Below are 25,570 nucleotides of genomic sequence, written 5' to 3'. Positions count from 1 at the left end.
CAACAATTGGTGATTACACCTCAAATGGGTGACGTAACACTATGGTTTCGTTACGATCAGGACCGGTAGAAATGATATCAATTGGCACGCCGGTTAATTCTTCTAAGCGTTTGATGTAGTTCTTCGCTGCTTGCGGCAACTCAGCATAATCAGTCACGCCAAATGAGTTTTCACTCCAGCCTGGCATTTCTTCGTATACCGGGGTGATGAGATCATAATCGTCTGCAGCCATAGGCGGAACATCTTTAATGGTGCCGTCAGCATGTTTGTAACCAATACAAATGCTTAAGGTTTCTAAACCATCTAGCACATCCAATTTGGTTAAGCAGAAACCCGTGATGGAGTTAATTTGCACAGCACGCTTCATGGCAACGGCATCGAACCAACCCGTACGGCGTTTGCGCCCTGTGGTTGCACCGAATTCGTGGCCTTTTATGCCTAGATGCTGACCTACATCACAACCTAGCTCGGTAGGAAACGGACCTGAACCAACTCGGGTGGTGTACGCTTTAACGATACCTAGCACGTAATCTAAGTGTAATGGACCAAATCCGGCACCTGTTGCTACGCCACCTACAGTGGTGTTGCTTGAGGTAACATAGGGGTAAGTACCGTGGTCGATATCAAGTAGGGTGCCTTGGGCGCCTTCAAACATGATCGCGTCACCGCGTTTACGGGCACTGTCTAGAACGTCTGTTACATCAACCACCATGGCTTTTAATACATCTGCCACAGCCAATGCATCGGCCAGTGTTTTCTCATAGCTTACCGGCTCAACTTTATAGTAGTTGGTCAGCATAAAGTTATGATATTCAAGTACTTCTTTAAGCTTTACGGCGAAATCAGTTGGGTTGAATAAGTCACCTACACGTAGACCACGACGAGAGACTTTGTCCTCGTATGCCGGTCCAATACCACGACCCGTAGTACCGATTGGCTTGTCGCCACGGGCTTTTTCCCGGGCTAAGTCTAATTCAACGTGAAATGGCAGAATAAGTGGGCAAGCCTCACTGATACGTAAGCGCTCTTTAACCGGTACGCCGCGCTCTTCAAGCATTGCTGTTTCTTTTAGCAAGGCTTCAGGGCTAAGGACAACGCCGTTGCCGATAACGCAGGTTACGTTTTCACGTAAAATACCAGAAGGAATGAGGTGCAAAACGGTTTTTTCGCCGTCAATGACCAGTGTATGTCCTGCGTTGTGTCCACCTTGATAACGTACAACATAAGTTGCTTTATCAGTTAAAAGATCTACAACCTTACCTTTACCCTCGTCGCCCCATTGGGTTCCGAGTACCACTACATTTTTAGCCATGGATTAGAGAAGTGTCAGAAAATTAGGCGGGGATCCTATCAAATTTCCTGCGCTAGCTGAATATAAAAATTCGCTTAATTTCTACAGTAAGAAAAACAAGCTCACTAAGCCTATAGTCACGAGTACACCGCCGACGCTACGTAATTGATTTACAGGCTGTTCTACCAATTGTTGCAGGTATAAACGCCATTTATTAGGAAATAACATGGGGCCAATGCCTTCAATAATTAATACTAATGCACAGGCAATAAGCAGGGTATGCAGCATAAAACGCTCTAAAACGAAACAAGCTGCATATCATATAGCAAATCGTTCCCTTGCCCTAATGTGCCAAATGGTTGTTATTCACTAGGGTCAGCTCGAAGCTAAAGCAGGTTCCTTTACCTAATTGGCTTTCTACTTTTAAGTCTGAATTGAGTAGCGCCATAAGCTTTCTGCATATGGCTAAGCCGAGTCCAGCATGACTACAGGCATCTTTTTCAGTATTGTTGGCTTGGTAACGTGCATCAAAAATAAAGGCGATTTCCTTATCGCTTATGCCTATTCCTGTATCTCGAATGTCTACCCGCAGCTTTTCATTGTGGGTTGCCACGACCAAATCAATCTTGCCGAACTCAGGGGTGTGACGAATGGCGTTGGCGATCAGATTGGTTAAAACGCGTTCTAACTTTCCAATATCGGCAAATACATGATATTCAAAATGATTGGGGCTGACCCTTATTTCGATATTTTTCTCTTGTGCGTCAAGGGCAAACTTGGCTGCAACATCATGCAGTAAGTCGCCTAGGGGGAATGGCTCCTGATGCAGTGTGACCTGACCACCTTCTAAATAGGCGAGTTCGAAAATCTGATCAATAAGATGTTTGAGATTTTTGGCGTTTTTTAGAGAGATGTCGACAAAGTGCTTACGATCCTCAACGGATAAGGTATCGGCATTTATTGCCAGTGTTTCTATATAGCCTTGTAGGCTCGCCAGTGGGGTACGCAAATCATGGGATAAATCCGCCAACAACACCCGGCGCTGGGTATCAATTTTACTTAGTTGGTCAAATTGACTGTCGATGTGAGCCAGCATTTCGGTAAACGCACAGCCAAGACGATCCACTTCGTTGTAACTGTTTTTGTTCCACAGCGCGAGATCTCGAGGTAGCTGATCACGATGAAAATCTGCGTCGCGTACCTTGTCCATATCGTCGCTTAAACGCTTGAGCGGCGAAGTGAAATATTTAAACATGGCCAATAACGCGATCAGTAACAGCAATAGACCGACTACCAAAAAGATTGCGATTTCACGCATGCTTTGACTATTTTGCAGATTGGCCAGTATCGAGTCGTAACGCTCACCGCCAATAATGACGTACAAATATCCCTGTAATTGCTCGTTGTTATAAACGGGAGCAGCAGAAAATATTTTGTGTCTGCCTAACTGCCTTGGGTCGTCTCCCTCAACGGGAAAGCTTTGATTATCACCAATTAGTTGCTTGATGGGGCCTACGTTGACTGATGTGGCTTTCACTTTGCCGGGTGTGGCTGAGTAAGTGAGAATTTTCCCTTGGGGATCTAAATAATAAAATTCGAAATTTGGGCCTAGAATCATCAAAGTATGAAAGAGGTTACTTAGGGCTGCATAATCGTAAACGCCTTCTTTAAGTAAGGGGTTATCACTAACCAGATGCTCAGCTAAACCCAGATGCAGTTTTTGCTGTGCTTCTTGTTGAGTGAGTTTTTGCAGTTCATTGGTTGAATAAAAACAAGCAATTATCACCAGCATAAACACTGCAACCAATGAGATTGCTAGGCGTTGATAGAAGCAGATTCTCATTAGGTTGCTACCCCCTGGGGATTAAATTTATAACCTACGCCCCAAACGGTCTGAATAATTTTGGGTGACGTGGCATCCTTTTCAACTTTGGCTCTTAGGCGATTAATGTGGGAGTTAACTGTGTGTTCATAACCACTGTGATGATAACCCCACACCGACTCCAACAACTGACTACGGCTAAATACCTGACTCGGGTGGCTAGCTAAATGGTGCAGTAGCTCAAATTCAGTGGCGGTGAGTACCAGCTCTTGGTCAGCCAAAAAGACCTGATGGTTCTTCTGATCTATGTTTAAAATACCGATGTTTAATGCCGCGTCAGCGGGCTGTGACGAAATTTGCGCTTGTTGAAGTACATGAACCTTACGCAATTGGGAGCGTACTCTAGCTTGTAATTCACGGACGCTGAAGGGTTTGGTCATGTAGTCGTCAGCGCCTAATTCTAGACCTAACACTCGGTCGGTCTCAGAGTTCTTTGAGGTCAACATAATGATGATTTGCATGGGGCGTTCGTCACGAATTTTGCGACAGATATCCAATCCGTTCATGCTGGGTAACATGACATCCAAAATAATTATGGCGTATTCATTCTGCAATGCTTGGTCAAGGGCTACTTTTCCGTCTGCTTGGTGATCAATTTCTACACCAAGCTCGAGTAGATTTACGCGCATCAGGTTTGCTATGTCGAAATCGTCTTCCACGATGAGGATTTTGTCGGTCATGTGATCACCAATACTTAAAAACATATAGAGCGATAAAAAAGCGCTAATCTTTCACAAGACCAGCGCTTTTTATTTACGTGTGAATTAACAATGTGTTTTTTTAATTATTCAGTGCGCGTAATTTTTATCCGTATCACTGGGTTATCGAACTTATGATCAACGGTCAGTGCGGAAGTGCTTAAGCCATCGTCGGCACTGACGACACCTGGGTGCATCGAAATAAACCCTGTGTCATCCCGTGTTGGATTGAAGCCTTCGCCACCAGTAGCAGGGCCAGGTACGGTTTCAGCACTTTCGGTATTTTTTTCAGTGCCGGCGTCATAGGCTGGGCTGTTGGTTGTCCAGCTGTCGCCCACTTCCAGTTGTGACAAATCCCAAGCACTTAAACCGCTGAAAGTATCATTGGTGTTCCCTAACATAGCAGCAATAGTCAGCTTGGCATTGGTGATGTCTTGTATCGTGACGCTAATGGTTTGGTTATTGCCCGGAGTAATAGGGCCGTCACCACCGGCACTCACAGTCCCTAAGGTTAAAAACTCATCGGATGTCCCTTCTTCAGCAATGCGTTCTAATGCAACGGATGGCACTTCACCCAATGCCCAAAGCGTCCCCTCGGTGTGAAGCACAATAGCCGGTGGTGAAACGGGTTGGCCATTGGTCAGATTGGTGACTGTGACTTCATAGCTTACATCCACGGGTGTAGGCACCGGAGCAGGCACTTCGACTTCAACAATGACTTCTCTGGTGTCATCATCACCACAGGCACTTAATGCCAGTGGAAGCGCTATTAGTAAGGCTTTTTGGTAATTTTTGATACTAGGCATAACAGTCTCCTTATCTGACGGTCACTGTTACTTTAGCTACGGGGTTCAACCAGCGATGTACAGTATTATTCACGTCACTTTTGCCATCAGTTAGCGAATCATCACCTATGTTACCTCGGTGAATATGTACCGTTGCATTGCTATCAGCCCCTGCAACACCACTACCACCTGTGCCAAGCAAAGGATCAAGCGGAGGGGGAACAGGCATACCAGGCATACCAGGTGCACCGCTACCGCGCAGTTCATCGTTTGCTTCAGTACCGGCGTCGTAGGCATTTAAATAAACCGTATAGGTGCCAGCTTCAGTGGGGAGCTCCCAATTATCTAGACCCATAAAACCATCGTTTGACGGCAGAACCATAGCTACGACTGACAACATAAGGTTGCCATCAGTCGTCATTAAATCGCCTGAGGCTTTCATGGTAGGAGCAAGCAATCCGCCTGCGGGGTTTGAAATCATATCGGCACTGGCCGCGTTCGCCACAGTCGTAATACCATCTATACTGCCACCTTCGGCCATCATTTGCAGTTCAGTGCTCGCGGCTTCACCTACTTCAAATAAGCTCACATCTGGAGCATGCACAACCGCTGCGATAGGCGTGAAATATAAGCCGTGGGTTAAGTTTTGAACCTCAACTGTAATGTCGGCTGCCAAACTTTGTTGACTGGTCAATGCCAGCACAGCTGCGGCAGATAAAATGTTAATGGGTTTCATGTTAGTTCCTCTAAGTATTGATTATTGTTAATACATCAACACTATGAGAGGTAAACGTCCCGAAAGTATCACGAAACATCAACGATTCTGTCCTCCTAGGATGAGGGATAAAAAACGTTTTGTGTCAGTTATCATTCAGTCTTTGAGCGGGGATTTATGTGAGTAAAATTAAGGCTTTGCTCTGCTGGGTTTCTTGAATTTTTTTCTAATCGGAATTTTATCTGCCTTATCTAACTGTATGCTGTAACCATTGCCGCCGATGCCATTAAATACTTCGTCGGTGAAAATAATGGTGTTGTTATCAGCCGCGAAGGTTACTGCTTCCTTTTGCGTTACTATTCCTAAATCAATTTGATAGGCGTCCCCTGAAAAAAAATCGTCATCTTTCCAGTTTTCAAACAACCACAGTCGTTCTGAATCGAGTAATACAAGCTTGGTACGATCTGGGCTAAGTGCTGCAGAGGTAACCCAACATAATTCTTTAATAATGGTGCAAGTTAAGAACTCATCTATGTATTCGGCATTAAAGTTAGCGGCATGGTCTCCTATGCGATACAGGCGTGTCTTACCATCAAAAGGGCTGGTACGATTTTTAGTAAATAGGTATAGGTTGCGTTTGTAATAAATAAACGCCTCAACATCGTAATGCACATTCTTGCGAGGTTTTTCACCATTGACAGCTTTAAATTTAGGATAAGTAAATTTGATAATTTCAGCAGTGGTGGTATCGCCCTTGATATCAATGGGGTTTTCTATTTTGTATATGGTTAACCATTCGCGATCGTTATCATTGTTGCCAAAGTCGCCAATAAAAAAATGGCCAAAATAATCTTGGGTCATATCCTCCCAGTCCGAATTTTTGGCGTTGGTGATCTCGATACTACGGACAATGTCGCCTTTGTCGTTAAGTTGATATAAGCGCGGTGCATCACCGCCGTCATTAATTGCCCATAAGCGCTGTCTTTTATCAAATTCAATACCTGAAATTTCTTTCAAACGGCTATCGAAGCTAATGAATTTAACGCTATTGAGTAACCAAACGCGGTAGCCCTGAACGGCTAAGAAAACCGTTACTGTTGCCAGTGCTAGAAAAGTAAGAGATTTTTTTGTCAGCATCGAAAGTTAGAAAAATGAACTGTTAAATAAAGTATACCGATATACAGCGAAAAAATGCGCTTATATTCCAACCCTAAGAGCAAAAAAGTGTTACTTGATGGTAACAGGCATGTTTTGCTGCATAGGAGTCAAATTATGTCGTTAATTGGCGACTAAATGGCACGCGATATTTCATTCTTAATTTGTTGTTAAGTATTTGAAAAGTAATGATTTAAACTGTGTCTTGGGGGTGTGTTAATCAAGGTGTGAATTATTTTTTAAATTGCGGTTAAATTTTGCTTGACGAGGTTTGTAATTGGGCGTAAAAATCCGCCGATTGCAGGCTTTTTTCGCTGCAAGAAAATACTTCAATATCGCCGTAAGGCATCCTTATTTTGGTGAGGAATTTATGAAATTTTTACTGGGATTGGTTTTAACACTGGCTATGTTCGGTGCAGTTGCTGATGAAGGCGAAGTTGCCGATGCAGCGCTAATTGCAGAGTTAACGCAATATTGTAATGATATTGCAGAAGAAGATGGCACAGGCGGACAAAACCTAAATGTATTTTTGCTTGAATGTGTAAACAACGAGCTGAAAAGTGAAGGTTACCAAGCTATCGAAAAAATCTAATCCAATATCTGGCTTAGCACTTTAGCCACGCTTACAGCGTGGCTGTCTTATTTTTATCCTGTCATATCTCGTCTACCTTACGTCGTTAGCCTTTAGCTAATGTCTCAAGCATGCGCAGAAATCCCGCTACCGAGGACAAAGGAGCAGACTCCTGCATGGTGTGATAGCCCGACGATGGAATTTGCAAGGTCGTACCATCTACCAGCCCATTTGATGCTGAGATGATACGGCCTAATTCTGTGGCACCCAATGAATGTGGTGCTTCACCGTTGGCAATCAGTCTGGCGTTTTGCGCCTCAACATAGGTGTCTTTAAATTGATAGCTCAAGCCTAGGCGCTGACATTCGCTAACTAAGCGTTCAGTTAAACGTGGATTAAACACAGCGTTGGCATCTTTGTGGCGTAAAATAAGATTCTGCTGAGCAGCTGTGGGTAGATCAGGATACGGACTGGTATCGACCACGATCAATTGATTGGTCGAGCCGCCAAAACGCCGGAACCATTCCAATAAATAACGCCAACTCTTGCCCGCCTCCTCTTGAGCAGTGAAAAAGGCCGTGCCTTGAAAGCCTTGTTCGAATAAGTGCACCAGGGCAGCTGTGGTCAATATGTTGTCGAGTTGGCCAACCAAGGCCTGCTCCGTGATGCTTAACTTGTCGGTGAATGCGACAGGTGTGCCTGCGACGACATGCTCTAAACCATCGACTTCGAAGATCAAGTTGTTGCGGTATTCGCAGATATAGGCACCTTTTATGGTACCTCGCCCGCGATAAGCACCAGACCAAGGCTCATAGGCATAAACAGATTCATCATCGAAGCGGTCAACAATTTTTTGCATCAGGCTTTCACTGACAGAATTACCAAGTAAATCCGAGCGTGCCCCGGCAACAAACGCAGCATATTGAAATTCGTTAGGGCCGGTACAAATTAGGCCATGACGGTCGATGTGCGCTGAGAACATCATGCTGTCTGGCTCACTACCTTGGGCGACAAGCAGGCCCTCATACCAAGTTACCTTGGCACCGCGTTCTTCTAACTCACGTTGCAACACACGAAAGAATGAATGCTCGGCGCCAACCACACTTGGGCTGCGCATAAGGCTGCTGAGTAATTCGATAAAGCTCGGAGGTAATCCAGCTTGCGTAGTGGAGTGGGGCATAGCGTACAACCTAATAATGTTCTGCCTGCAAGGCAAAAAACTGATCAAGGTTGCGTTATATCATGTTAATTGCGGCTTGTTTACTTCAATTGTTCCATCGCAATGCGGTGCTCAAACAGCACCGCTAGTATACTCGATGACCATGATTGATTTGGATTGGCTTTATTTATCCGAGACCCAATCCATTTGAAATCCCGCCCGACGTTTTTTATCAAGGATTTCTTCTAATAGCGGTGTGAGGATAAGCTCCATGGCTAAGCCCATTTTGCCACCCGGTACCACAAGGGTGTTGATGCGTGACATAAAAGCACCGTCAATCATCTGCAGTAAATAAGGGTAATTGACCGTTTTCATTTCGCGTCGAAAACGGACCACAACAAAACTTTCATCTTGGCTAGGGATTTCTCGAGCGCTAAACGGGTTAGACGTATCAACTGTGGGTACACGTTGAAAATTCACATGGGTACGGGAAAATTGTGGGGTGATATATTGAAAATAATCGTCGAGACTGCGCACTATGCTGCTCATTACCGCTTCACGAGAATGACCACGTTCTGTGGTATCGCGGACGATTTTCTGGATCCATTCCAAATTTACGATAGGCACCATGCCTACCAGTAAGTCGACATGGGTTGCTACGTCGGCTTCTTCTGTAACAACACCACCATGCAGACCCTCGTAAAATAATACGTCCGTGTTGCTTGGTAGGTCTTGCCATGGGGTAAAGGTGCCCGGCATTTGATTAAAGGGTACGGCTTCATCAAATGAGTGAAGGTAGTGACGGTGCTTTCCTCGCCCCGTTTCGGCGTATTCGCTAAACAGGGTTTCAAGCATGACGAAGTCATTGGCTTTGGGGCCAAAATAGCTAATGTGTCGCCCTTGTTCTTGGGCTTTACGGATCTCGACTTCCATCTCCGGGCGTGTAAAACGATGAAAACTATCCCCAGCAACCACAGCTGCATTGACCGACAGGTTGCGAAATATATGACGGATCGCATTTGTGGTTGATGTTGTGCCGGCGCCGGAAGAACCAGTGATAGCAATAATGGGGTGTTTTACAGACATGTCGGTTTCTTGATGGAAAAAATGACCACCATTTATAAGCAAGCGGCTTGTTTGGGTCAAGGCCTATTCGCCTTTAGTGGTATTTAACCGCGCCACACGCATCTGGATATAGAGTCTGAAATGCACGTCCAGACGTGATGGTTGCTGACTTGCTTGGATTAACAAACGTGATTAAGACTATTTTGCTCGATGTCGTAATTAAAATAGACTAACAGGATCCATCGCTTGTCCGCATGGAGATTGCGCCGCGATAACTGCCTGACTAGGGACAAACTTTGTAACAAACCAAAGGCTAAGGAATACATAGGATGCTTTGGTATTTCAGCGCTTTACCTTATAGTGAGGCTACTGTGATAAAGGGATCCGATAATGGGACAAGAAACCACAAAAATTTTAGTCGTAGACGATGATATGCGTTTACGCAGCCTGCTTGAGCGTTATTTGGTTGAGCAAGGTTATCAGGTGCGTGCAGCAGCAAACGCCGAGCAAATGGATCGTATGTTAGAACGTGAGAATTTCCATTTAATGGTGCTTGATTTAATGTTACCCGGAGAAGATGGTTTATCCATTTGCCGTCGCCTGCGTCAAAAAGAAAATGAAATTCCCATCGTGATGTTGACCGCCAAGGGCGACGAAGTTGATCGTATTATCGGTCTTGAAATGGGGGCCGACGATTATCTGCCTAAGCCATTTAACCCACGGGAGTTGTTGGCGCGGATCAAGGCGGTATTGCGTCGTAAAGTGGTTGAAGCCCCTGGTGCACCTTCCCAAGCTGAGCAAATTATTGAATTTGGTAAATTCAGATTGAATTTGGGCACACGGGAGATGGCTAGCGATGGTGCGCCGATGACGCTGACCAGTGGAGAATTTGCGGTATTAAAATCGTTAGTAACCCATCCGCGTGAACCTTTGTCGCGAGATAAACTGATGAATTTGGCTCGGGGGCGTGATTACAGTGCGCTTGAACGTAGTATCGATGTACAGGTATCGCGCCTGCGCCGCATGTTAGAAGAAGATCCTGCTAACCCTAGGTATATTCAAACCGTTTGGGGCTTGGGTTATGTATTTGTGCCTGATGGCGGCGGTGCATAGTTGACCCCCAAACGTAGCTAATGCAATTGAGATTCCTACCTAAAAGTGCATTTGGGCAAACGGTACTGCTGATTGGTATGTTGTTACTGATCAATCAAGTGGTATCGTACCTATCAGTCACTTATTATTTTATTCGACCTAGTTATCAGCAGATAAATAACCTGCTGGCCACGCAAATTAATTTGGTGTTCATCGAAGAGATTGATCACAAAGATCCTGAGCTGCACAAGCGTTTTTTTGCGGCCACGGGAATGCGTTTGCTAAGTGATGAAAAAGCCCTCGCTGAGGGAGTCGAACAAGCCATTTATTACCCCTATCTGTCACGCCAAATGAGCTTAAAACTGGGCGGTGAGGCAGAAGTGCGGATCACGCAGGGTAATCCTTACTTAGTGTGGGTTAAACCACCGCAAGATCCTAGTGTGTGGGTGACAATCCCCATGTTAAGTCATGGGGAATCCGATATTTCGCCATTGACTATTTATCTACTGGTAATTGGCATTTTGAGTGTGGCCGGAGGCTGGATTTTTGTACGCAGACTCAACAAACCTCTACAGGCCCTGCAACATGCAGCGATCGAAGTTGGACGGGGTAACATTCCTCCACCACTTGATGCCCAAGGCTCTACTGAATTGATGGCCGTTACCCAAGCGTTTAATCAAATGGCTAAGGGGATTAAGCAACTCGAAGATGATAGAGCATTGTTGACGGCAGGCATATCTCATGATTTACGTACGCCCTTAACGCGCATTCGTTTGGCCACTGAAATGCTCCCAGAAGCGCAAGATTGGCTGAAAGAGGGCATAGTCAACGATATTGAAGATATGAATGACATCATAGATCAGTTTATTAATTACGTACGTCAAGACCAGCAAGAAAGCATGGTCAGCGTAGACGTAAATGAATTGATTCGCGATGCAGTTCAGGTGCGTAATATTGAAGAGCACCACAATATACATTTACATTTGAAACCCATTCCCACTGCGTGTATGCGCCGAGTGGCACTGAAACGGGTATTAGATAACTTGATTGAAAACGCCTTTCGCTACGGCAGCGAAGATATTGAGATCCGCTCGGGTTTTGATAAAGCGCGAAACTTACTCTATTTCTCTATTCGTGATTTTGGCTCAGGGATCCCCGATGCCCAAATGGAAGGCTTGTTTAAGCCTTTCACTCAGGGTGATAAAGCCCGTGGCAGCTTGGGCTCTGGCTTAGGGTTGGCCATTATCAAGCGAATTGTTGATATGCATAGCGGCGAAGTGACATTAAAAAACCACCCTGAAGGTGGTTTGGTGGCCAGTGTGTATATTCCTCATACATGCCCCTAATACGTATTGCTTAGAATGACGTCGATTAATATCGATTAGGGGCCGTATTCGCTCAATTGAGCTTACTGATTTTGGCTGGTGTCCATAGCAAATGTACCTGCATGTATGCTGTGTACATCAATTTCATCAAAGCGGTATTCGGTATGGCAATACTGGCAGTTCATTTTTATCGCGCCTTCAGTGGCAACAATATCAAGTAGCTCGCTTTTTTCTACTGCCGCTAGGGCATTAGCGCTGCGTTCACGGCTGCAAGTGCATTTAAAAATAACATCCGCTGGCGCATACACTTCAATCTCTTCCTGATGATAAAGGCGATACAAAATATCTTCTGCAGGCAAGTTAAATAGCTCTTCATCTTTAATGGTATCAGTCAGGCTTGCCAAGTGCTCAAATCCAGTATCTGCAGTATCTGTGGCCTGACTACTAGTAGGGAGTATTTGTAAAAACATGCCGCACGCCTTCGCGTTATTTGCTGTTTGTTGTGTGCGCAGAATAACCTTGGTCGCTAACTGTTCAGACTGTTGAAAGTAGCTTTCAATACATTCGGCCAACGTTGGTTTGTCTAAAGCCACCATGCCTTGGTAACGCTCTCCGTCTGTTGGCGTAATAGTGATGACTAATACCCCTTTTTGAAACAGCTGGCTGAAATCACTGGGCAGCTCTGCTAGGGACTCATCCCAACGAGCAACCCCTCGTAATTGCTGATGATGTGTTCCGTTTACCACGGCGTAATTAACTGGGCCGTCACTTTGCAATTGCAGGGCAATATCCCCTTCGAATTTCAAGGTGGCTGTGAGCATTGAGGTTGCTGCCATTAATTCACCCAGCAATTGCTGAATAACAGGGGGGTAAGCATAGGAGTCTAAAATAGATTGGTAGCTGCTTTCTAATCGAACAAGCTCGCCGCGTACATGAGCTTGATTAAAAAGATAACGGTGCAGTTGATCAAATGACATAGTAATTTCTCGATGATTCAGCGCGTACGCTGGTTACTGGTGTTTTAATTGAATAATTTGTCGACGTTGTTTTTTGTCGGGACGCTGATCGGGCTTTGGGCTATGAAAAGCACTTAACTTGCGCATCTCAGCATTTTTTTCACGCTGGGCGATGCTCTCTGGCTTTTCTTCGAACATTAGCTGCGCCAACGGAGCAGAACGCCTATGCTGGGCTAATTCTACCACGATGATCTCTTTCACATCGAACCCTTGGGGAACTTTTATCTCGGCACCGAGCTCTACCACCTTGCTTGGCTTGCACCTTTGACCATTGTAACTGACCTTGCCCGACATCACGGCATCTCTGGCTAAGGAGCGTGTTTTGAAAAAGCGCGCAGCCCAAAGCCACTTGTCCAAGCGAAGACTTTGTTCTGTAAGAGATTTTTTGCTGTTTTGCATATGAGTGACCAATATGTAATATTTTCATAACGATTGCTTAATAGAGTTGTGACCCCAGTGCCTACTCGTTATCATTGGCAAACGTTAAGATAAAAAATAATAATAAAAATGACTTGGCTCATGTTACGCCCACAGGTCCTAAAAGGAAAACTTAACCCATGAAAACAGTGCTTGTCACAGGAGCTAACCGTGGCATCGGGTTAGGGCTCTGTCAGCAGTATATCTCCCAAGGTGATGTTGTGATTGGTGTGTGCCGTGAAGGTTCGTCACAACAAGATTTATTGGCGTTAAAAACCATAAGTGGAAATAGAATGCATATACTGCATGCTGATCTTCACTCTGAGAATTCGATTAATCAATTAGCTAATGCTGTGCAGGGCAATTTTAAGCTCGACATATTGATTAATAACGCAGGTGTTAGTGCTAATGAGACATTTGGACAATGGACGCAATCAGCGTTTGTTGATAATTTCATGATAAATAGCATTGCGCCTAGCTTAGTTTGCCAAGCGCTGTTGGGGGCATTAACATCTGAGGCGAAAGTCATTCAAATGTCTTCTGGTGTGGCGTCAATTACCCACAGTAAGCAATTTGCCGACGCGCCACTTGATGCTTATGCCATGAGTAAAGCGGCGCTGAATATGTTTACCCAGCGTTTTGCATGGCAAAATAAAGAAAACGGCAAAATAGTGTGTGCTATCAGCCCTGGTTGGGTACAAACCGACATGGGCGGTCAAGAAGCCACGAGTACGGTAGAGCAAGCGGTAATACAACTGATTAGCGTAATCAAGGGGTTGACCAAAGCCGATAGCGGTAAATTTATAGATGAATCTGGATCGCAAATTCCTTGGTAAATGATAAAAATAACATGCGCATAAACAACACCTGGCCTTTAAATGGCTTGACGCAACCATGAGACCTTAACTATCACACATTATAATTTCGACCACTTCTGGCTAGTTTTGCTTAAGTATCAACAACAGATTAACCGTGTTGTTGTGGCACTATTGGTGATTTTTCTGTTGGCTTATGTAGCTGAACTCACTTGGCGTCTATGGCCTCAAAATGCGTTAACGAGCAATGAAACACCGAATACACGGGTTGTCCCCTTAGCCAGCGGATCTCAGAACGCACTCGATTTGAATGTCCTAAAACGGCTAAATTTATTTGGCGATTTTCAGGCCTCCCCTACCGTAGAGCAAACTGTGACGGATGCGCCGGAAACCAAATTGAACCTGACCTTAACTGGCGTGGTAACTAGCTCGGTACCGGAGCAAGGCGCCGCGATTATTGAAAACAAAGGCAGTCAGGATACGTATGGTTTGGGAGATAAGATTATAGGTACCAACGCGACCTTGCGGGAAGTGTTTAGAGACCGAGTGATTATTCGCAACGGAGTAGCAAATGAAACCCTTATGCTGGATGGTATTGACTACGACGAAGCGAACAATAAACGCAGCAACAAACCTAGGCGAGCCACCCCAACGTTATCGCCTTCACCAAAAGAGCAGAATGTTGTCACTTTATCGGATGATGTAATGGACGCCACGCGCATGCTTCAGCAGCAACCGGCGAATTTTACGGACTTCATTTCTGTGGCGCCCCACAGCTCAAACGGCGAGTTGCAGGGCTACCAGGTGAGCCCAGGCAAAAAGCCTGAGTTATTTAAAGCAGCAGGCCTGCAAAGCGGTGACGTGATCACCGATATAAACGGTTTGAATTTAACCGATCCACAGCAGGCAGTTGAAGCCATGGGCGAATTGCGCCAAGCACAGTCACTACAAATTACCGTCAGCCGTGATAATGAATTGCTGACCTTATTTTTAGATTTACCCGATGTGGAACAGGAATAACGAGAATGAATTTTATCCAGCGAACAAGCCGTAATATCTTACCTAGCTTGTGCTTTGTTATTGGGACCGCATTTTTTACTGCGTCAACCTATGTGGCGGCGAACGAGTATTCACCCAACTTTAAAAATACCGATATCGGTGAATTTATTAACATAGTGGGTAAGAACCTTAAAAAAACCATCATAGTCGACCCTAATGTACGAGGTAAAATATCTGTTCGTAGTTACGATTTATTAGATGAAGCCCAGTACTATCAGTTCTTCTTAAACGTGCTGCAAGTATACGGCTATGCGGTGGTTGAAATGCCCAGCGGTATTGTCAAAGTGGTGCGTTCCAAAGATGCGAAAACGTCGAATTTACCTGTAGTGGAAGGCACGCCTTTTGACGGCGATGAGATGATCACCCGAGTGATGCCCGTTTATAACGTACCTGTACGGGAACTTGCGCCTATTCTGCGTCAGCTAAACGATCAAGCTGGTGGCGGTAATGTGGTCAGCCATGACGCATCCAATGTGATGATGCTAACCGGACGTGCAGCCGTGGTGAATCGTTTAGTAGAAATTATTGAACGAGTGGATAAAGCTGGCGATGAAGAAGTTGAAATCATCAAACTCAAGTACGCATCCGCCACTGAAATGGTGCGTATCATTGACAGCATTAACAAAACATCGGGTAAAACCAGTGCCGGAGGCAAAGATGCCCCTCGAGTCGTGGCCGATGATCGAACCAACAGTGTGATGGTCAGTGGTGATATCAAGGCGCGTAAGCGCATCATTAACTTGATAGAGCGGATGGATCAAGAGTTAGAGAGTAATGGGAATACCCGGGTTATTTTCTTAAAGTATTCAAAAGCCGAAGAGCTGGTTAAAGTGCTACAAGGTGTCAGCGCGAGTATTCAAGCCGAAGAGCAAGGTGGAGGGAAAACAACCACCAAGACGAATCGAGGGATCAGCATAGAAGCACATGGAGATTCTAATGCTCTGGTTATTACCGCTCAGCCGGATATGATGCGTTCCTTAGAAGATGTTATTCGTCAACTTGATATTCGCCGCGCTCAGGTGCAAGTAGAAGCGATTATTGTGGAAGTATTTGAAGGCGACGGCACAACCGTCGGTGTACAGTGGGCCAGCGAGAAATACGGTGCCCAGCAATTTAGTAATGGCAACGTTGTGGGTATCGGCTCACTAGCAGTGGCAGCCGCAGAAGCAGAAGACACCACCACAACTACGGTAGGTTTTGATGATAACGGCGACCCTTATTCGTTTGATGAAACAACTGAAGGGGATTACTCCTCTCTGGCATCTTTGCTTGGGGGCGTAAATGGCTTCTTGGTTGGTGCAGTGAAAGATGGCTGGGGAGCCGTATTACAGGCGGTCAGCACTGATACCAACTCTAATGTGCTTTCGACGCCGCATTTGACCACGCTAGATAACGAAGAAGCGTACTTTATTGTTGGTCAAGAGGTGCCAATAATTACCGGTTCAACCACAGGGTCTACCAATTCAAATCCGTTTCAGTCTGTTGAACGTCAAGAAATAGGTATTAAGCTTAAAGTTACCCCCCAGATTAACGAAGGGAATGCGGTGCAATTGCTTATCGAACAAGAAGTATCGAGTATTAGTGGTGCCACATCAGTGGATATTTTGATCAATAAGCGTGAGATTAAAACGACGGTCATAGTCGATGATGGTGGTACGATCGTGCTCGGTGGTTTGATTGATGACGATGTGCAAGAAAGTGTCTCTAAAGTACCGATTTTAGGGGATATCCCTTATATTGGTAACTTATTCAAATCAACGACTACCAGTAAGTCGAAACGTAATTTGATGGTCTTTATTCGTCCTACCATCATTCGTGATGGGATCACCATGAATGATATTAGTCGCAAAAAATACAATTACATCCGTGCTGAACAGCTTAAACGTCAATCAGAAGGCATTCCGTTAATGCCGTTTTCTGAAAATCCTGCTTTACCCGAATGGAATGAAGGCTTGGCCTTGCCTCCTTCTTACAGTGAATACTTGCAGAAAAAAGCCGACGCTGAAAAAGCCATGGAGAAAAAGGGTGAACAGGAGTAATGAGTTCAGAATCAATTAGCAGTGTGGACGCTGAAGAGCAGGCATTAGTCGCTGCAGGAACTGATGTTGATGCGCCTATCGATGAGGCCGAGCACAAGCAATTAGCATTTAGCTTTGCTAAGCGCCATAAGGTTTTGCTAGAAACAGCAGAAAGCCCAGCTTTGCTTTATCACACCGATGAAACTGACTTTGCGATTTTTGCTGAAGTACGACGCTTTTTAGGCCAGCCTTTTCAATTACGCGAAATAGAAGGCGGTCAGTTCGAGAAATTACTGACCAGTGCGTTCCAACGGGACTCGTCAGCGGCAAAACAGTTAATGGAAGATATCGGTAACGAGAGTGATTTATTCGCCCTAGCTGAAGAGCTGCCGGATACTGAGGATCTGCTTGAGAGCGAAGATGATGCGCCCATTATTAAATTGATCAATGCCATGTTAGGTGAAGCGATCAAAGAAGGTGCATCAGATATTCATATTGAAACCTTTGAAACCCAATTATTGGTACGTTTCAGGGTTGATGGCGTGTTGCGGGAAATCTTGCGTCCTAATCGTAAGATGGCCTCTATGTTGGTGTCGCGGATAAAAGTTATGTCGAAAATGGACATTGCTGAGAAGCGTGTTCCACAGGATGGCCGTATTACTTTGCGTATTGCCGGGCGAGCGGTCGATGTGCGTGTATCGACTATGCCATCGAGTCATGGCGAACGAGTGGTATTGCGACTGCTAGATAAAAATAATGTTCGCTTGAATCTGCAAGATTTAGGCATGACCAAGGCTAATCGCGGGCACTTTTCTGAACTTATTCGTAAACCCCACGGCATTATTTTAGTAACAGGCCCCACAGGCTCTGGTAAATCAACCACGCTATATGCGGGCTTGAGTGAAATTAACTCCAAAGATCGTAATATTCTGACCGTCGAAGACCCAATCGAATTTGACTTGCAGGGTATTGGTCAAACGCAAGTCAACCCAAAGGTGGATATGACCTTTGCTAGGGGACTGCGTGCCATACTGCGTCAAGATCCCGATGTGGTGATGGTAGGAGAAATTCGCGATTTAGAAACGGCGCAAATTGGTGTTCAGGCCAGTTTAACCGGTCACTTGGTTATGTCGACTCTGCACACTAACACGGCAGCTGGTGCGATTACCCGCTTAGAAGACATGGGTATTGAGCCCTTCTTATTGTCGTCAAGCTTGTTAGCTGTATTATCACAGCGTTTGGTGCGTACCTTGTGCCCTGAATGTAAAATCAGCTACCAGCCTAGTGCGCAAGAATGCACGATCCTTGGGATCGCCATTGGTAGTGAATCAGAGCATCAAGTGTGTCGTCCTAAAGGCTGTGCGGCTTGTAATCACACTGGATATCGCGGTCGAACGGGAATACATGAGCTACTGATTGTCGATGAAGGCATTCGTGAGCTGATCCACAATGGTCATGGCGAGCAAGCCATTGAAAAATATATACGTCAGAATACGCCAAGTATTCGTGACGATGGTTGTCGCCGGGTGCTCAGGGGGATCACTTCCTTAGAAGAAGTACTGCGCGTGACGCGAGAAGACTAGAATGGCAGCCTTTGCATTTAAAGCGATTGATAAAAACGGTAAAAATAAGAGCGGCGTATTGGAGGGCGATAATGCTCGCCAGATACGCCAGCAATTGCGTGAACAGCAACTTATTCCACTGGAAGTCGAACAAGTCGCTGAAAAAGAGCGCAAGTCGGCGAATCAATTTTCGTTGTTTAAGGCGAAAATTTCCGCATCGGATCTGGCACTGCTTACTCGGCAATTAGCTACCTTAGTTGAGTCATCCCTGCCGATTGAAGAAGCCTTGATGGCCGTGGCGCAACAGTCTGAAAAGCCACGGCAAAAAAATATGATGATGGCGGTGCGCAGCAAAGTCGTCGAAGGTTACAATTTAGCAGACGCTATGGCTGAATTCCCCCATGTATTTGATGAGCTCTTCCGCGCTATGGTGGCCGCAGGTGAAAAGTCGGGACACTTGGATACTGTGCTCAATCGCTTGGCTGATTACACCGAAAAGCGCCAGCAAACCCGCAGTCAGATCACGCAAGCTATGGTGTACCCCATGCTGATGATGTTCTTTGCTATGGGCATCGTTATTTTATTGCTCACTGTGGTGGTACCAAAAATTGTCGGTCAGTTTGATCATATGGGTCAGGACCTACCGACTATCACCAAAGTGCTGATCAGTGTCAGTGAGTGGATGCAAAACTATGGTTTGCTACTCATTGTTTTTCTGGCCATTGTGGCAGTGATTGTCAGTCGGGTATTGCAGCAACCCGTGATGAAAAAACGCTATCACCATTTTATTCTTGGTTTACCCCTGCTGGGCAAGGTTTCGAAAGGCCTTAATACCGCACGTTTTGCCCGCACGTTAAGTATTTTAACCTCCAGTTCGGTGCCTTTGCTTGAGAGCATGAAAATTTCTAGTGATGTGCTGGCGAACTTGTACATTCGTGATGAGGTCAAAGGGGCATCGGTTAACGTGAAAGAAGGCTCGAGTCTGCGCGCAGCTCTTGAACGCACCAAGATGTTCCCGCCTATGATGATGCATATGATTGCTTCCGGTGAGCGCAGTGGTGAGTTAACGCAAATGTTGGGGCGCGCAGCGGATAACCAAGACAGAGAATTTGAGTCTTTGGTTGGTGTGTCACTCAAAGTGTTTGAGCCACTTTTGATTGTCTCTATGGCAGGGATTGTGCTGTTTATCGTAATGGCGATCCTGCAACCTATTTTAGCTTTAAACAATATGGTGAATCTTTAATGAAAACGTTACAACGCACACAGCGCGGCTTTAGCTTAATTGAAGTCATGGTGGTATTACTGATCATTGGCATTATGGCCTCGATGATTGCCCCATCTATACTAGGCAATCAGGAACAGGCGCAATTGAAAAAGGCCGCCGTGGATATTCAACAGCTCGAAAGCGCGCTTGAAATGTACAAGCTGCGGAATAATGTATTCCCTACCAGTGAACAAGGGTTAGATGCCTTGGTGACAATCCCGACGATCGACCCTATCCCGCGTAATTATCAGGAAGGCGGCTTTATAAAACGTTTACCTGACGATCCTTGGGGGAATTCTTATCAGTTGTTGAGTCCAGGTGAAGTGGGAGTCATTGATATATTTTCTAACGGCCCTGACGGCGAAGCGGGCACAGATGACGATATTGGTAATTGGAATCTTAACGACTACTTAGGTTAGTCGGCCAGTGCCGCAGTCTGCCTGTTTTAGCCAGTTTGGCGCTATGTTCAAAAAATCGCGAGGTTTCACATTACTCGAAGTGATGTTGGTGCTGGTTATCATGGGGCTGCTCGCAGGCACTGTGGTGTTCAACATTAGTGGGCAAAGTGGCCAAGACAGACTTAAAAAGCAAGTGCAGCGTTTTCAAGTGGTGTTTAGTATGGCATCTGATTATGCGGTCTTGAACCAGCAGCAGTTAGGATTGCGCATAGACAGTGATAAAAATCAATACAGCTTTATGCGCCTCGATGAAGAACAAAATTGGCAACTCATCTCTGGTGACAAAACGTTTGAAGCCTACACCTTGCCCGAAGAGTTTACCTTTGAGTTAGAGCTAAATGATTTACCTTGGGACACAGATGATAGTTTGTTCAACGAGTCATCTATTGATGCCGAGCTCTCGATCAGTGACGAGAGCGTCAGCATAGGCGACGACGATGACAAGAAATTGCCCCCGCCCCAAGTGTTTTTATTGTCTAGCGGCGATATCACTCCTTTCTCTTTGGCGTTTGCATTTGAGCCTGGATTTTCATCCGAATCTCCCAGTTATTTTCGATTGAATGTGCAAGATTCATTACCGGTAACGGTCGATGGGCCGCTGGATCGTTTATGAGTCGACATGCTAGGCAGCACCAAGGCATGACTTTACTCGAGGTGATGGTTGCGTTGGTTATCTTTGCTATGACCGCTACCGCCATCATGAAAGCCGCCAGTGATCATCTTGGCAGTATCGGCCAGATAGAAGAAATTACCTATGCGACATGGGTGGCGAACAATCGTCTAACGGAATTACAGTTATCTAGTAAATGGCCGCCCAAGAACAATGCCAAAGGTGAGCAAGAAATGTCCGACCGTACCTGGTATTGGCAGCAGAAAGTGACAAAAACCAATGACAAAGAGTTATTGTCAGTAGAAGTCAGCGTCGCTTTAGATGAAAAGTTTTCTGCGCCCATCACGTCTGTATCAACTTTTGTGGCTAAGCGAGATAGCGATGTATAGCCACTGCACGCGAAAAAACGCTACCCAATTCCCCACTGTTTCAAAGGCTGTCGCTGGTTTTACTCTGCTGGAAATTTTGATTGCGATGGCGATATTTACCCTTATTGGTATTGCCAGTACGGGCGTGCTTACCAGCGTCATCGATAGTGATGAGCTATCTAATGAGCGGTTCGACAAGCTGCAAACGTTACAGCGAGCCATGTTAACCATCGAGCGAGATGTATTACAAGCTGTCGCAAGGCCTGTGCGAGTGGAAGGTGAAGTGAGTGAGCGAGTGATGCTAGGTGGCGATGGGGTGCTCGATAGCAACCACGATGGGCTCGCATTTGTGCATGGGGGTTGGCATAACCCTCAGCTGCGCCTACCACGCAGTACCTTGCAAGGCGTTGGTTATCGTGTGCAAGAGCGTCAATTGCAACGTCTTTACGGCAACTACGTAGACAACGTGATTGGATATGAGCCCAAGGTTAAAATACTGTTGGAAAACATCGATGACTTCAAAGTGTATTTTATTCCTGCGGATGAGGAAGAAGAAGGCGATTCTGCATGGCAGGACGATTACAGTGCTGCAGTATTACCCAAAGCAGTGGCGATAGAATTTACCAGCCAAGATTTCGGTGTGATCCGCCGGGAGTTTTTACTGTCAGGTAGCAGTTCATGAGCGGCATAGGGCAGGTTATAAGACAGCAAAAAGGCGTGGCCTTAATCATTGTGCTGCTGATAGTGGCATTGGTCAGTGTCTTGGCAACGGAAATGGGCTCCCGTTTACAGCTACAAGTAAAACGGGCGTCGAATATTAAAGATAATAATCAGGCCTACTGGTATGCCATGGGCGCTGAGCAATATGCCCAGAAATCAATTAAGTACCTATTAGATAACAGTGATGGTGTCATTCATTTGGATCAGCAATGGTCTGAACCTTTTGTGTATCCTCTAGATGGCGGGGGGATTGAAGCGCAATTGTCTGACATGCAAAGCTGTTTCAATGTGAACAGTTTGCGTTCAGGCGAGCAAGGTAGCAATACCGAAGACACAAGTTCTGGGTCCAGTGAGCGTCAAATGGCATTTAAGCGGCTGATGGAAAATATTAACGGTGATATTAGTACTTACGATATTGACACCTTTAGCGACTCTTTAGTGGATTGGTTAGACGCGGATAGTAATATGTTGCAACAAGGTGCTGAGGACAGCGAGTATGAATCGCGTCAGTTTCCGTATCTTGCTGCTAATAATCTAATGGCCCATAAATCCGAGCTACGTTTGGTCAATGGGGTGAGTATTGAGTGGTTAGACTTATTGCTAAAGCAGGTCTGTGTCATTCCAGGTAATGATCAGTTAAAAATAAACGTCAATACCGTAGATGAAAAAAGCGCTCCAGTATTAGCGGCTTTGACAGGCTTAGCCTTGTCTGACGCGCAAGATGTCATCGCCAACCGTCCTAAAGAGGGCTTTAAAACCAAAGCCGATTTTTTGGCCGATAATGCCATTACAGCACTGAATATGCCAAGCGAGCGGGAAGATTGGTTTGATGTGACCACCTCACACTTCATTTTACAGGTTAAGACCACGTACAATAATGCCACGTTTTCTATGGCCACTGTTTTCGCTGTGGACGATAGTCAAAATGTGAGTATATTGCGCAGAGAATTTGGCACATTATGAATAATGATAAAAAACCTAACCCACACATGGGTATGAGTGGCATAAAGCACATGTGGAATGACCAGAGTAGGCCAACATAATGGAACAATTAATAGTTAGACTGGGTTCGAATGAAGATGATGTGATCCATTGGATAGTCTGCTCCCCTCAAGACGACGATGTTATCGCCAGTGGCGAGCTCCCCGATGCGGGTCATCTGTCATCGTTAGTCGATCGCGCAGGTCAGCGACTTATTATAGCGCTTGTTCCCACCAGCGACGTATTACTTAAGTGGGTTACCTTGCCAGCGAAAGGTGGACGTAAAGCGCTGAGTGCCATTCCTTTCATGCTTGAAGACGAAATTAGCGGCGATATCGCTACTCAGTTTTTTGCCCTAGGTGGGCGAAAAAACAATCAACAAGCGGTTGCTGTGGTCAGTAAGCTACGTCTGCGAGCGTGGCAGTCACAACTGGCTGATGCGGGGTTGCATTGTGAACGCATTTTACCGGATATTTTAGCGGTGCCAGAGCCAGTCGAAGGCTGGGCAGCTCTTGAGCTTGGTGAGCAGTTATTGATCCGCCAAGACCAGTGGGCGGGTATCCAAGGTGAAAAAAACTGGTTGATACAAGCGATAAACCATCATGCTAAGCCGTTAATCACCCCTTTAATTTTGGATAACTACAGTAGTTTAACCGCCCAAGATCTGAACAATGTCACCGTGCAACAACAGCGTGTCGATATGCCAATGAAAATCCTCGCGGACGGTCTACAGAGTACGCAGTTCAATTTGCTGCAAGGGGAGTTTAAATCACGTAAGAAGCAAGGAGGTAATTTCAGAAAGTGGCGGCTTGCGGCTGTTTTAGCGGGCATTGCATTATGTACCACCTTGATTGATAAAGTTGCCTTGCAACAGCAGCTTAGCGGGGAAAAGGCTGCCTTGTCTCAGCAAATAAAAGAAGAGTTTCAACGCGCCTTTCCCAGTGCGGGGGCATATCGGGATGTACGCGCAACTATGCGTAGTAAAATGGCAGCCCTTGAGCAGGGAGCTGGCAGTTCATCCATGTTGGTTATGATGAATCAATTGAGCGAAGCTTTCGCCAAAAGCCAAGTAAAACCGGCCAGTGTTAAATTCGACTCCGCACGAAGAGAATTGCGTATGCAAGCGATGGCAGCGAACTTTGAATCCCTTGAACAATTTAAACGTTTAGCTGAAGCGCAAGGTTTTGAAGTGGAGCAGGGAGCCATCAATAACCGTAATGACTTAGTGTACGGTTCTTTGGTTGTGAGGAGTTAACATGAATAATATTAAACAAAAATTTAGTCAACTAACCGAACGTGAACAACGCTTAGTCCTTATTTCAGCGGTTGTGGTGATAGTAGGCATGTTTTATTGGTTAGTGTGGTCGCCACTTAATCAGGCTATTGAGCGAGACCAAAAAGCGGTGACTGGGCAACAATCTTTATTAAGCTGGGTACATAAAAACGCTAATCGGGCCATTCAACTCAGAGCCGCTCAAGGTGTAAGTGCTGGTTTTAATGGATCCCTTGCCCAAGCGGCAAACCAAACCGCTGCAAACAATAATATCGCCATAGCTCGTATGCAGCCACAAGCAGATGAGTTGCAAGTTTGGGTTGATCAAGCATCGTTCAACGATGTATTAGATTGGCTTAAATCACTCGAAGAGATGGGGATCAGTATTTTAGATTTAGATATCGCTGAAGCCGATGCCCCAGGGCAGATCAAAATCCGTCGTTTGAAATTAGGTAAATCATGAAGTCAGTTTTAAAATGGGGCGTTGTTTGCCTAACCATTTATGTCGCTTTTCTTATTGCAAAGTTACCTGCGGCGCAGGTTATTTCTCGCGTTCAGCTACCTGATGAGATCACTGTTCATGGCGTATCAGGCACTATTTGGAATGGCCATGCGACAATCGTAACGGTACAAGGCTTACCCATTCACGATGTGAATTGGCAACTGGCTTTTTGGCCTTTACTCACCGGCAGCGCGAGTTTGGATGTCAACGCTGGTAATATTCGCGAAATGGAAGATATTTCTATCGACGGTCATGTCGTGATTTCCAACGGTCGTCTGCAAGGTGAAGGTGTGCAAGTATTTTTACCCACAAGTCTGGTGATCAGCAGCTTGCCTTTACCCATTCCGGTTAATGCCAGTGGCCGATTCAAAATTGCTTTACAAGAATTGGATTACACTGAGCATTGTCAGGCATTAACGGGGCAAGGCTTATGGCTTAAAGCTAAGGTACAGGGTACCCAGCAAGATATAGAGTTGGGCAACTTTGAAGCGGACCTTAAGTGTGACAACGAAGAAATTGTCATGACTATTAATGAACCTAATAGCTTCGGTCTAAGTGCTGTAGCTCATATTCCCAGTTCATTGGCATTTCGTATTAATGGCCGCTTCAAACCGGATCCGGCATTGCCAACAGAAGTGCACCAAGCAGCTCAATTTTTTGGAAAGAAAGACACACAAGGTTACTATCCCGTTAAGTTTTAGCTGGCGTATAGCGAATACTAAAAAGGCGCTTAAAAAGCGCCTTTTTTATAATTTTGTAAATATTATTT

At 45.5% G+C, this 25,570-nt stretch carries 27 protein-coding genes; 16 read left to right on the top strand and 11 right to left on the bottom strand.

The features are described 5' to 3' along the window. Nucleotides 1-13: 13 nt before the first annotated feature. The 7 genes from GPLA_RS21245 to GPLA_RS21215 form a co-directional block, all read right to left on the bottom strand. The gene (locus GPLA_RS21245) at nt 14-1,312 is read right to left on the bottom strand and encodes an adenylosuccinate synthase (RefSeq protein ID WP_007107090.1); all 1,299 of its coding nucleotides are present in this window, start codon (nt 1,310-1,312) and stop codon (nt 14-16) included. Nucleotides 1,313-1,393: 81 nt separating this feature from the next. Next, nucleotides 1,394-1,579 (bottom strand): DUF2065 domain-containing protein, encoded by a 186-nt coding sequence (locus tag GPLA_RS21240; protein ID WP_007107089.1) that lies wholly within the window; start codon nt 1,577-1,579, stop codon nt 1,394-1,396. Between the two features lie 55 nt (nt 1,580-1,634). Continuing rightward, the gene (locus tag GPLA_RS21235; protein ID WP_040515622.1) at nt 1,635-3,134 is read right to left on the bottom strand and encodes a sensor histidine kinase; all 1,500 of its coding nucleotides are present in this window, start codon (nt 3,132-3,134) and stop codon (nt 1,635-1,637) included. Further along, nucleotides 3,134-3,853: a response regulator transcription factor gene (locus GPLA_RS21230; RefSeq protein ID WP_040515632.1), complete on the bottom strand. Its 720-nt coding sequence runs from the start codon at nt 3,851-3,853 to the stop codon at nt 3,134-3,136. The genes GPLA_RS21235 and GPLA_RS21230 overlap by 1 nt, the downstream gene beginning before the upstream one ends. Nucleotides 3,854-3,957: 104 nt before the next feature. Further along, nucleotides 3,958-4,677 carry a spondin domain-containing protein gene (locus GPLA_RS21225; RefSeq protein ID WP_007107086.1) on the bottom strand — a complete coding sequence of 240 codons (720 nt, stop codon included), beginning with the start codon at nt 4,675-4,677 and terminating at the stop codon, nt 3,958-3,960. Between the two features lie 10 nt (nt 4,678-4,687). Continuing rightward, nucleotides 4,688-5,392, bottom strand: coding sequence for a spondin domain-containing protein (locus GPLA_RS21220; protein WP_007107085.1), 705 nt, complete (start codon nt 5,390-5,392; stop codon nt 4,688-4,690). Nucleotides 5,393-5,560: 168 nt separating this feature from the next. Further along, on the bottom strand, nt 5,561-6,508 hold the full coding sequence (locus tag GPLA_RS21215) for a hypothetical protein (RefSeq protein WP_007107084.1): 948 nt from the start codon (nt 6,506-6,508) through the stop codon (nt 5,561-5,563). Between the two features lie 388 nt (nt 6,509-6,896). On the opposite strand from GPLA_RS21215, the gene GPLA_RS21210 reads away from it, so the two are divergent. Further along, nucleotides 6,897-7,118 (top strand): hypothetical protein, encoded by a 222-nt coding sequence (locus GPLA_RS21210; protein ID WP_007107082.1) that lies wholly within the window; start codon nt 6,897-6,899, stop codon nt 7,116-7,118. Between the two features lie 85 nt (nt 7,119-7,203). Here the strand turns inward: GPLA_RS21210 and GPLA_RS21205 are convergent, their stop codons facing one another. Together GPLA_RS21205 and GPLA_RS21200 are read right to left on the bottom strand one after the other, a co-directional pair. Next, the gene (locus GPLA_RS21205) at nt 7,204-8,277 is read right to left on the bottom strand and encodes a hypothetical protein (protein WP_007107081.1); all 1,074 of its coding nucleotides are present in this window, start codon (nt 8,275-8,277) and stop codon (nt 7,204-7,206) included. A gap of 162 nt (nt 8,278-8,439) precedes the next feature. After that, nucleotides 8,440-9,342 carry a phosphoribulokinase gene (locus GPLA_RS21200; protein WP_051997709.1) on the bottom strand — a complete coding sequence of 301 codons (903 nt, stop codon included), beginning with the start codon at nt 9,340-9,342 and terminating at the stop codon, nt 8,440-8,442. Nucleotides 9,343-9,711: 369 nt separating this feature from the next. Between GPLA_RS21200 and ompR the strand changes: the two genes are divergently transcribed. After that, entirely contained in the window at nt 9,712-10,434 is a 723-nt protein-coding gene (gene ompR / locus GPLA_RS21195) for an osmolarity response regulator transcription factor OmpR (protein ID WP_007107079.1), read from the top strand. Between the two features lie 26 nt (nt 10,435-10,460). Beyond that, nucleotides 10,461-11,759, top strand: a complete 1,299-nt coding sequence (envZ, locus tag GPLA_RS21190; protein WP_040515631.1) for a two-component system sensor histidine kinase EnvZ — start codon at nt 10,461-10,463, stop codon at nt 11,757-11,759. A gap of 62 nt (nt 11,760-11,821) precedes the next feature. On the opposite strand, the gene hslO is transcribed toward envZ, so the two are convergent. Both hslO and hslR read right to left on the bottom strand, forming a co-directional pair. Further along, the gene (gene hslO / locus GPLA_RS21185; RefSeq protein WP_007107077.1) at nt 11,822-12,715 is read right to left on the bottom strand and encodes an Hsp33 family molecular chaperone HslO; all 894 of its coding nucleotides are present in this window, start codon (nt 12,713-12,715) and stop codon (nt 11,822-11,824) included. Nucleotides 12,716-12,748: 33 nt separating this feature from the next. After that, a complete protein-coding gene (hslR, locus tag GPLA_RS21180) occupies nt 12,749-13,153 on the bottom strand; it encodes a ribosome-associated heat shock protein Hsp15 (RefSeq protein WP_007107076.1) in 405 nt (134 codons plus the stop codon). A gap of 158 nt (nt 13,154-13,311) precedes the next feature. Here hslR and GPLA_RS21175 point away from each other — a divergent pair, with 158 nt between their 5' ends. From GPLA_RS21175 to GPLA_RS21115, 13 genes are all read left to right on the top strand, one after another. After that, on the top strand, nt 13,312-14,007 hold the full coding sequence (locus GPLA_RS21175; protein WP_007107075.1) for an SDR family oxidoreductase: 696 nt from the start codon (nt 13,312-13,314) through the stop codon (nt 14,005-14,007). A 108-nt stretch (nt 14,008-14,115) separates the two neighbouring features. Next, on the top strand, nt 14,116-15,006 hold the full coding sequence (gene gspC / locus GPLA_RS21170) for a type II secretion system protein GspC (RefSeq protein ID WP_007107074.1): 891 nt from the start codon (nt 14,116-14,118) through the stop codon (nt 15,004-15,006). A gap of 5 nt (nt 15,007-15,011) precedes the next feature. Beyond that, nucleotides 15,012-17,084 carry a type II secretion system secretin GspD gene (gspD, locus tag GPLA_RS21165; RefSeq protein WP_007107073.1) on the top strand — a complete coding sequence of 691 codons (2,073 nt, stop codon included), beginning with the start codon at nt 15,012-15,014 and terminating at the stop codon, nt 17,082-17,084. After that, the gene (gene gspE, locus GPLA_RS21160; protein ID WP_007107072.1) at nt 17,084-18,646 is read left to right on the top strand and encodes a type II secretion system ATPase GspE; all 1,563 of its coding nucleotides are present in this window, start codon (nt 17,084-17,086) and stop codon (nt 18,644-18,646) included. Before gspD ends, gspE begins: the two co-directional genes overlap by 1 nt. A gap of 1 nt (nt 18,647) precedes the next feature. After that, nucleotides 18,648-19,868, top strand: coding sequence for a type II secretion system inner membrane protein GspF (gene gspF / locus GPLA_RS21155; RefSeq protein WP_007107071.1), 1,221 nt, complete (start codon nt 18,648-18,650; stop codon nt 19,866-19,868). After that, a complete protein-coding gene (gspG, locus tag GPLA_RS21150) occupies nt 19,868-20,308 on the top strand; it encodes a type II secretion system major pseudopilin GspG (RefSeq protein WP_007107070.1) in 441 nt (146 codons plus the stop codon). The genes gspF and gspG overlap by 1 nt, the downstream gene beginning before the upstream one ends. Before the next feature lie 43 nt (nt 20,309-20,351). Beyond that, nucleotides 20,352-20,960, top strand: a complete 609-nt coding sequence (gspH, locus tag GPLA_RS21145; RefSeq protein ID WP_040515630.1) for a type II secretion system minor pseudopilin GspH — start codon at nt 20,352-20,354, stop codon at nt 20,958-20,960. After that, nucleotides 20,957-21,346: a type II secretion system minor pseudopilin GspI gene (gene gspI, locus GPLA_RS21140; protein WP_040515618.1), complete on the top strand. Its 390-nt coding sequence runs from the start codon at nt 20,957-20,959 to the stop codon at nt 21,344-21,346. The genes gspH and gspI overlap by 4 nt, the downstream gene beginning before the upstream one ends. Continuing rightward, a complete protein-coding gene (gene gspJ, locus GPLA_RS21135) occupies nt 21,339-22,007 on the top strand; it encodes a type II secretion system minor pseudopilin GspJ (protein ID WP_007107067.1) in 669 nt (222 codons plus the stop codon). The genes gspI and gspJ overlap by 8 nt, the downstream gene beginning before the upstream one ends. Next, nucleotides 22,004-23,008, top strand: a complete 1,005-nt coding sequence (gene gspK, locus GPLA_RS21130) for a type II secretion system minor pseudopilin GspK (RefSeq protein ID WP_007107066.1) — start codon at nt 22,004-22,006, stop codon at nt 23,006-23,008. The genes gspJ and gspK overlap by 4 nt, the downstream gene beginning before the upstream one ends. A gap of 79 nt (nt 23,009-23,087) precedes the next feature. Further along, entirely contained in the window at nt 23,088-24,281 is a 1,194-nt protein-coding gene (gene gspL / locus GPLA_RS21125) for a type II secretion system protein GspL (protein WP_007107065.1), read from the top strand. A gap of 1 nt (nt 24,282) precedes the next feature. Further along, the gene (gene gspM / locus GPLA_RS21120) at nt 24,283-24,762 is read left to right on the top strand and encodes a type II secretion system protein GspM (RefSeq protein WP_007107064.1); all 480 of its coding nucleotides are present in this window, start codon (nt 24,283-24,285) and stop codon (nt 24,760-24,762) included. Beyond that, on the top strand, nt 24,759-25,502 hold the full coding sequence (locus tag GPLA_RS21115) for a type II secretion system protein N (RefSeq protein WP_007107063.1): 744 nt from the start codon (nt 24,759-24,761) through the stop codon (nt 25,500-25,502). The genes gspM and GPLA_RS21115 overlap by 4 nt, the downstream gene beginning before the upstream one ends. Nucleotides 25,503-25,570 lie beyond the last annotated feature (68 nt).

Origin of the sequence: Paraglaciecola polaris LMG 21857 (assembly GCF_000315055.1) — a bacterium.
Taxonomy (GTDB): domain Bacteria; phylum Pseudomonadota; class Gammaproteobacteria; order Enterobacterales; family Alteromonadaceae; genus Paraglaciecola; species Paraglaciecola polaris.
This window is presented reverse-complemented; position numbering and strand designations above follow the sequence as displayed.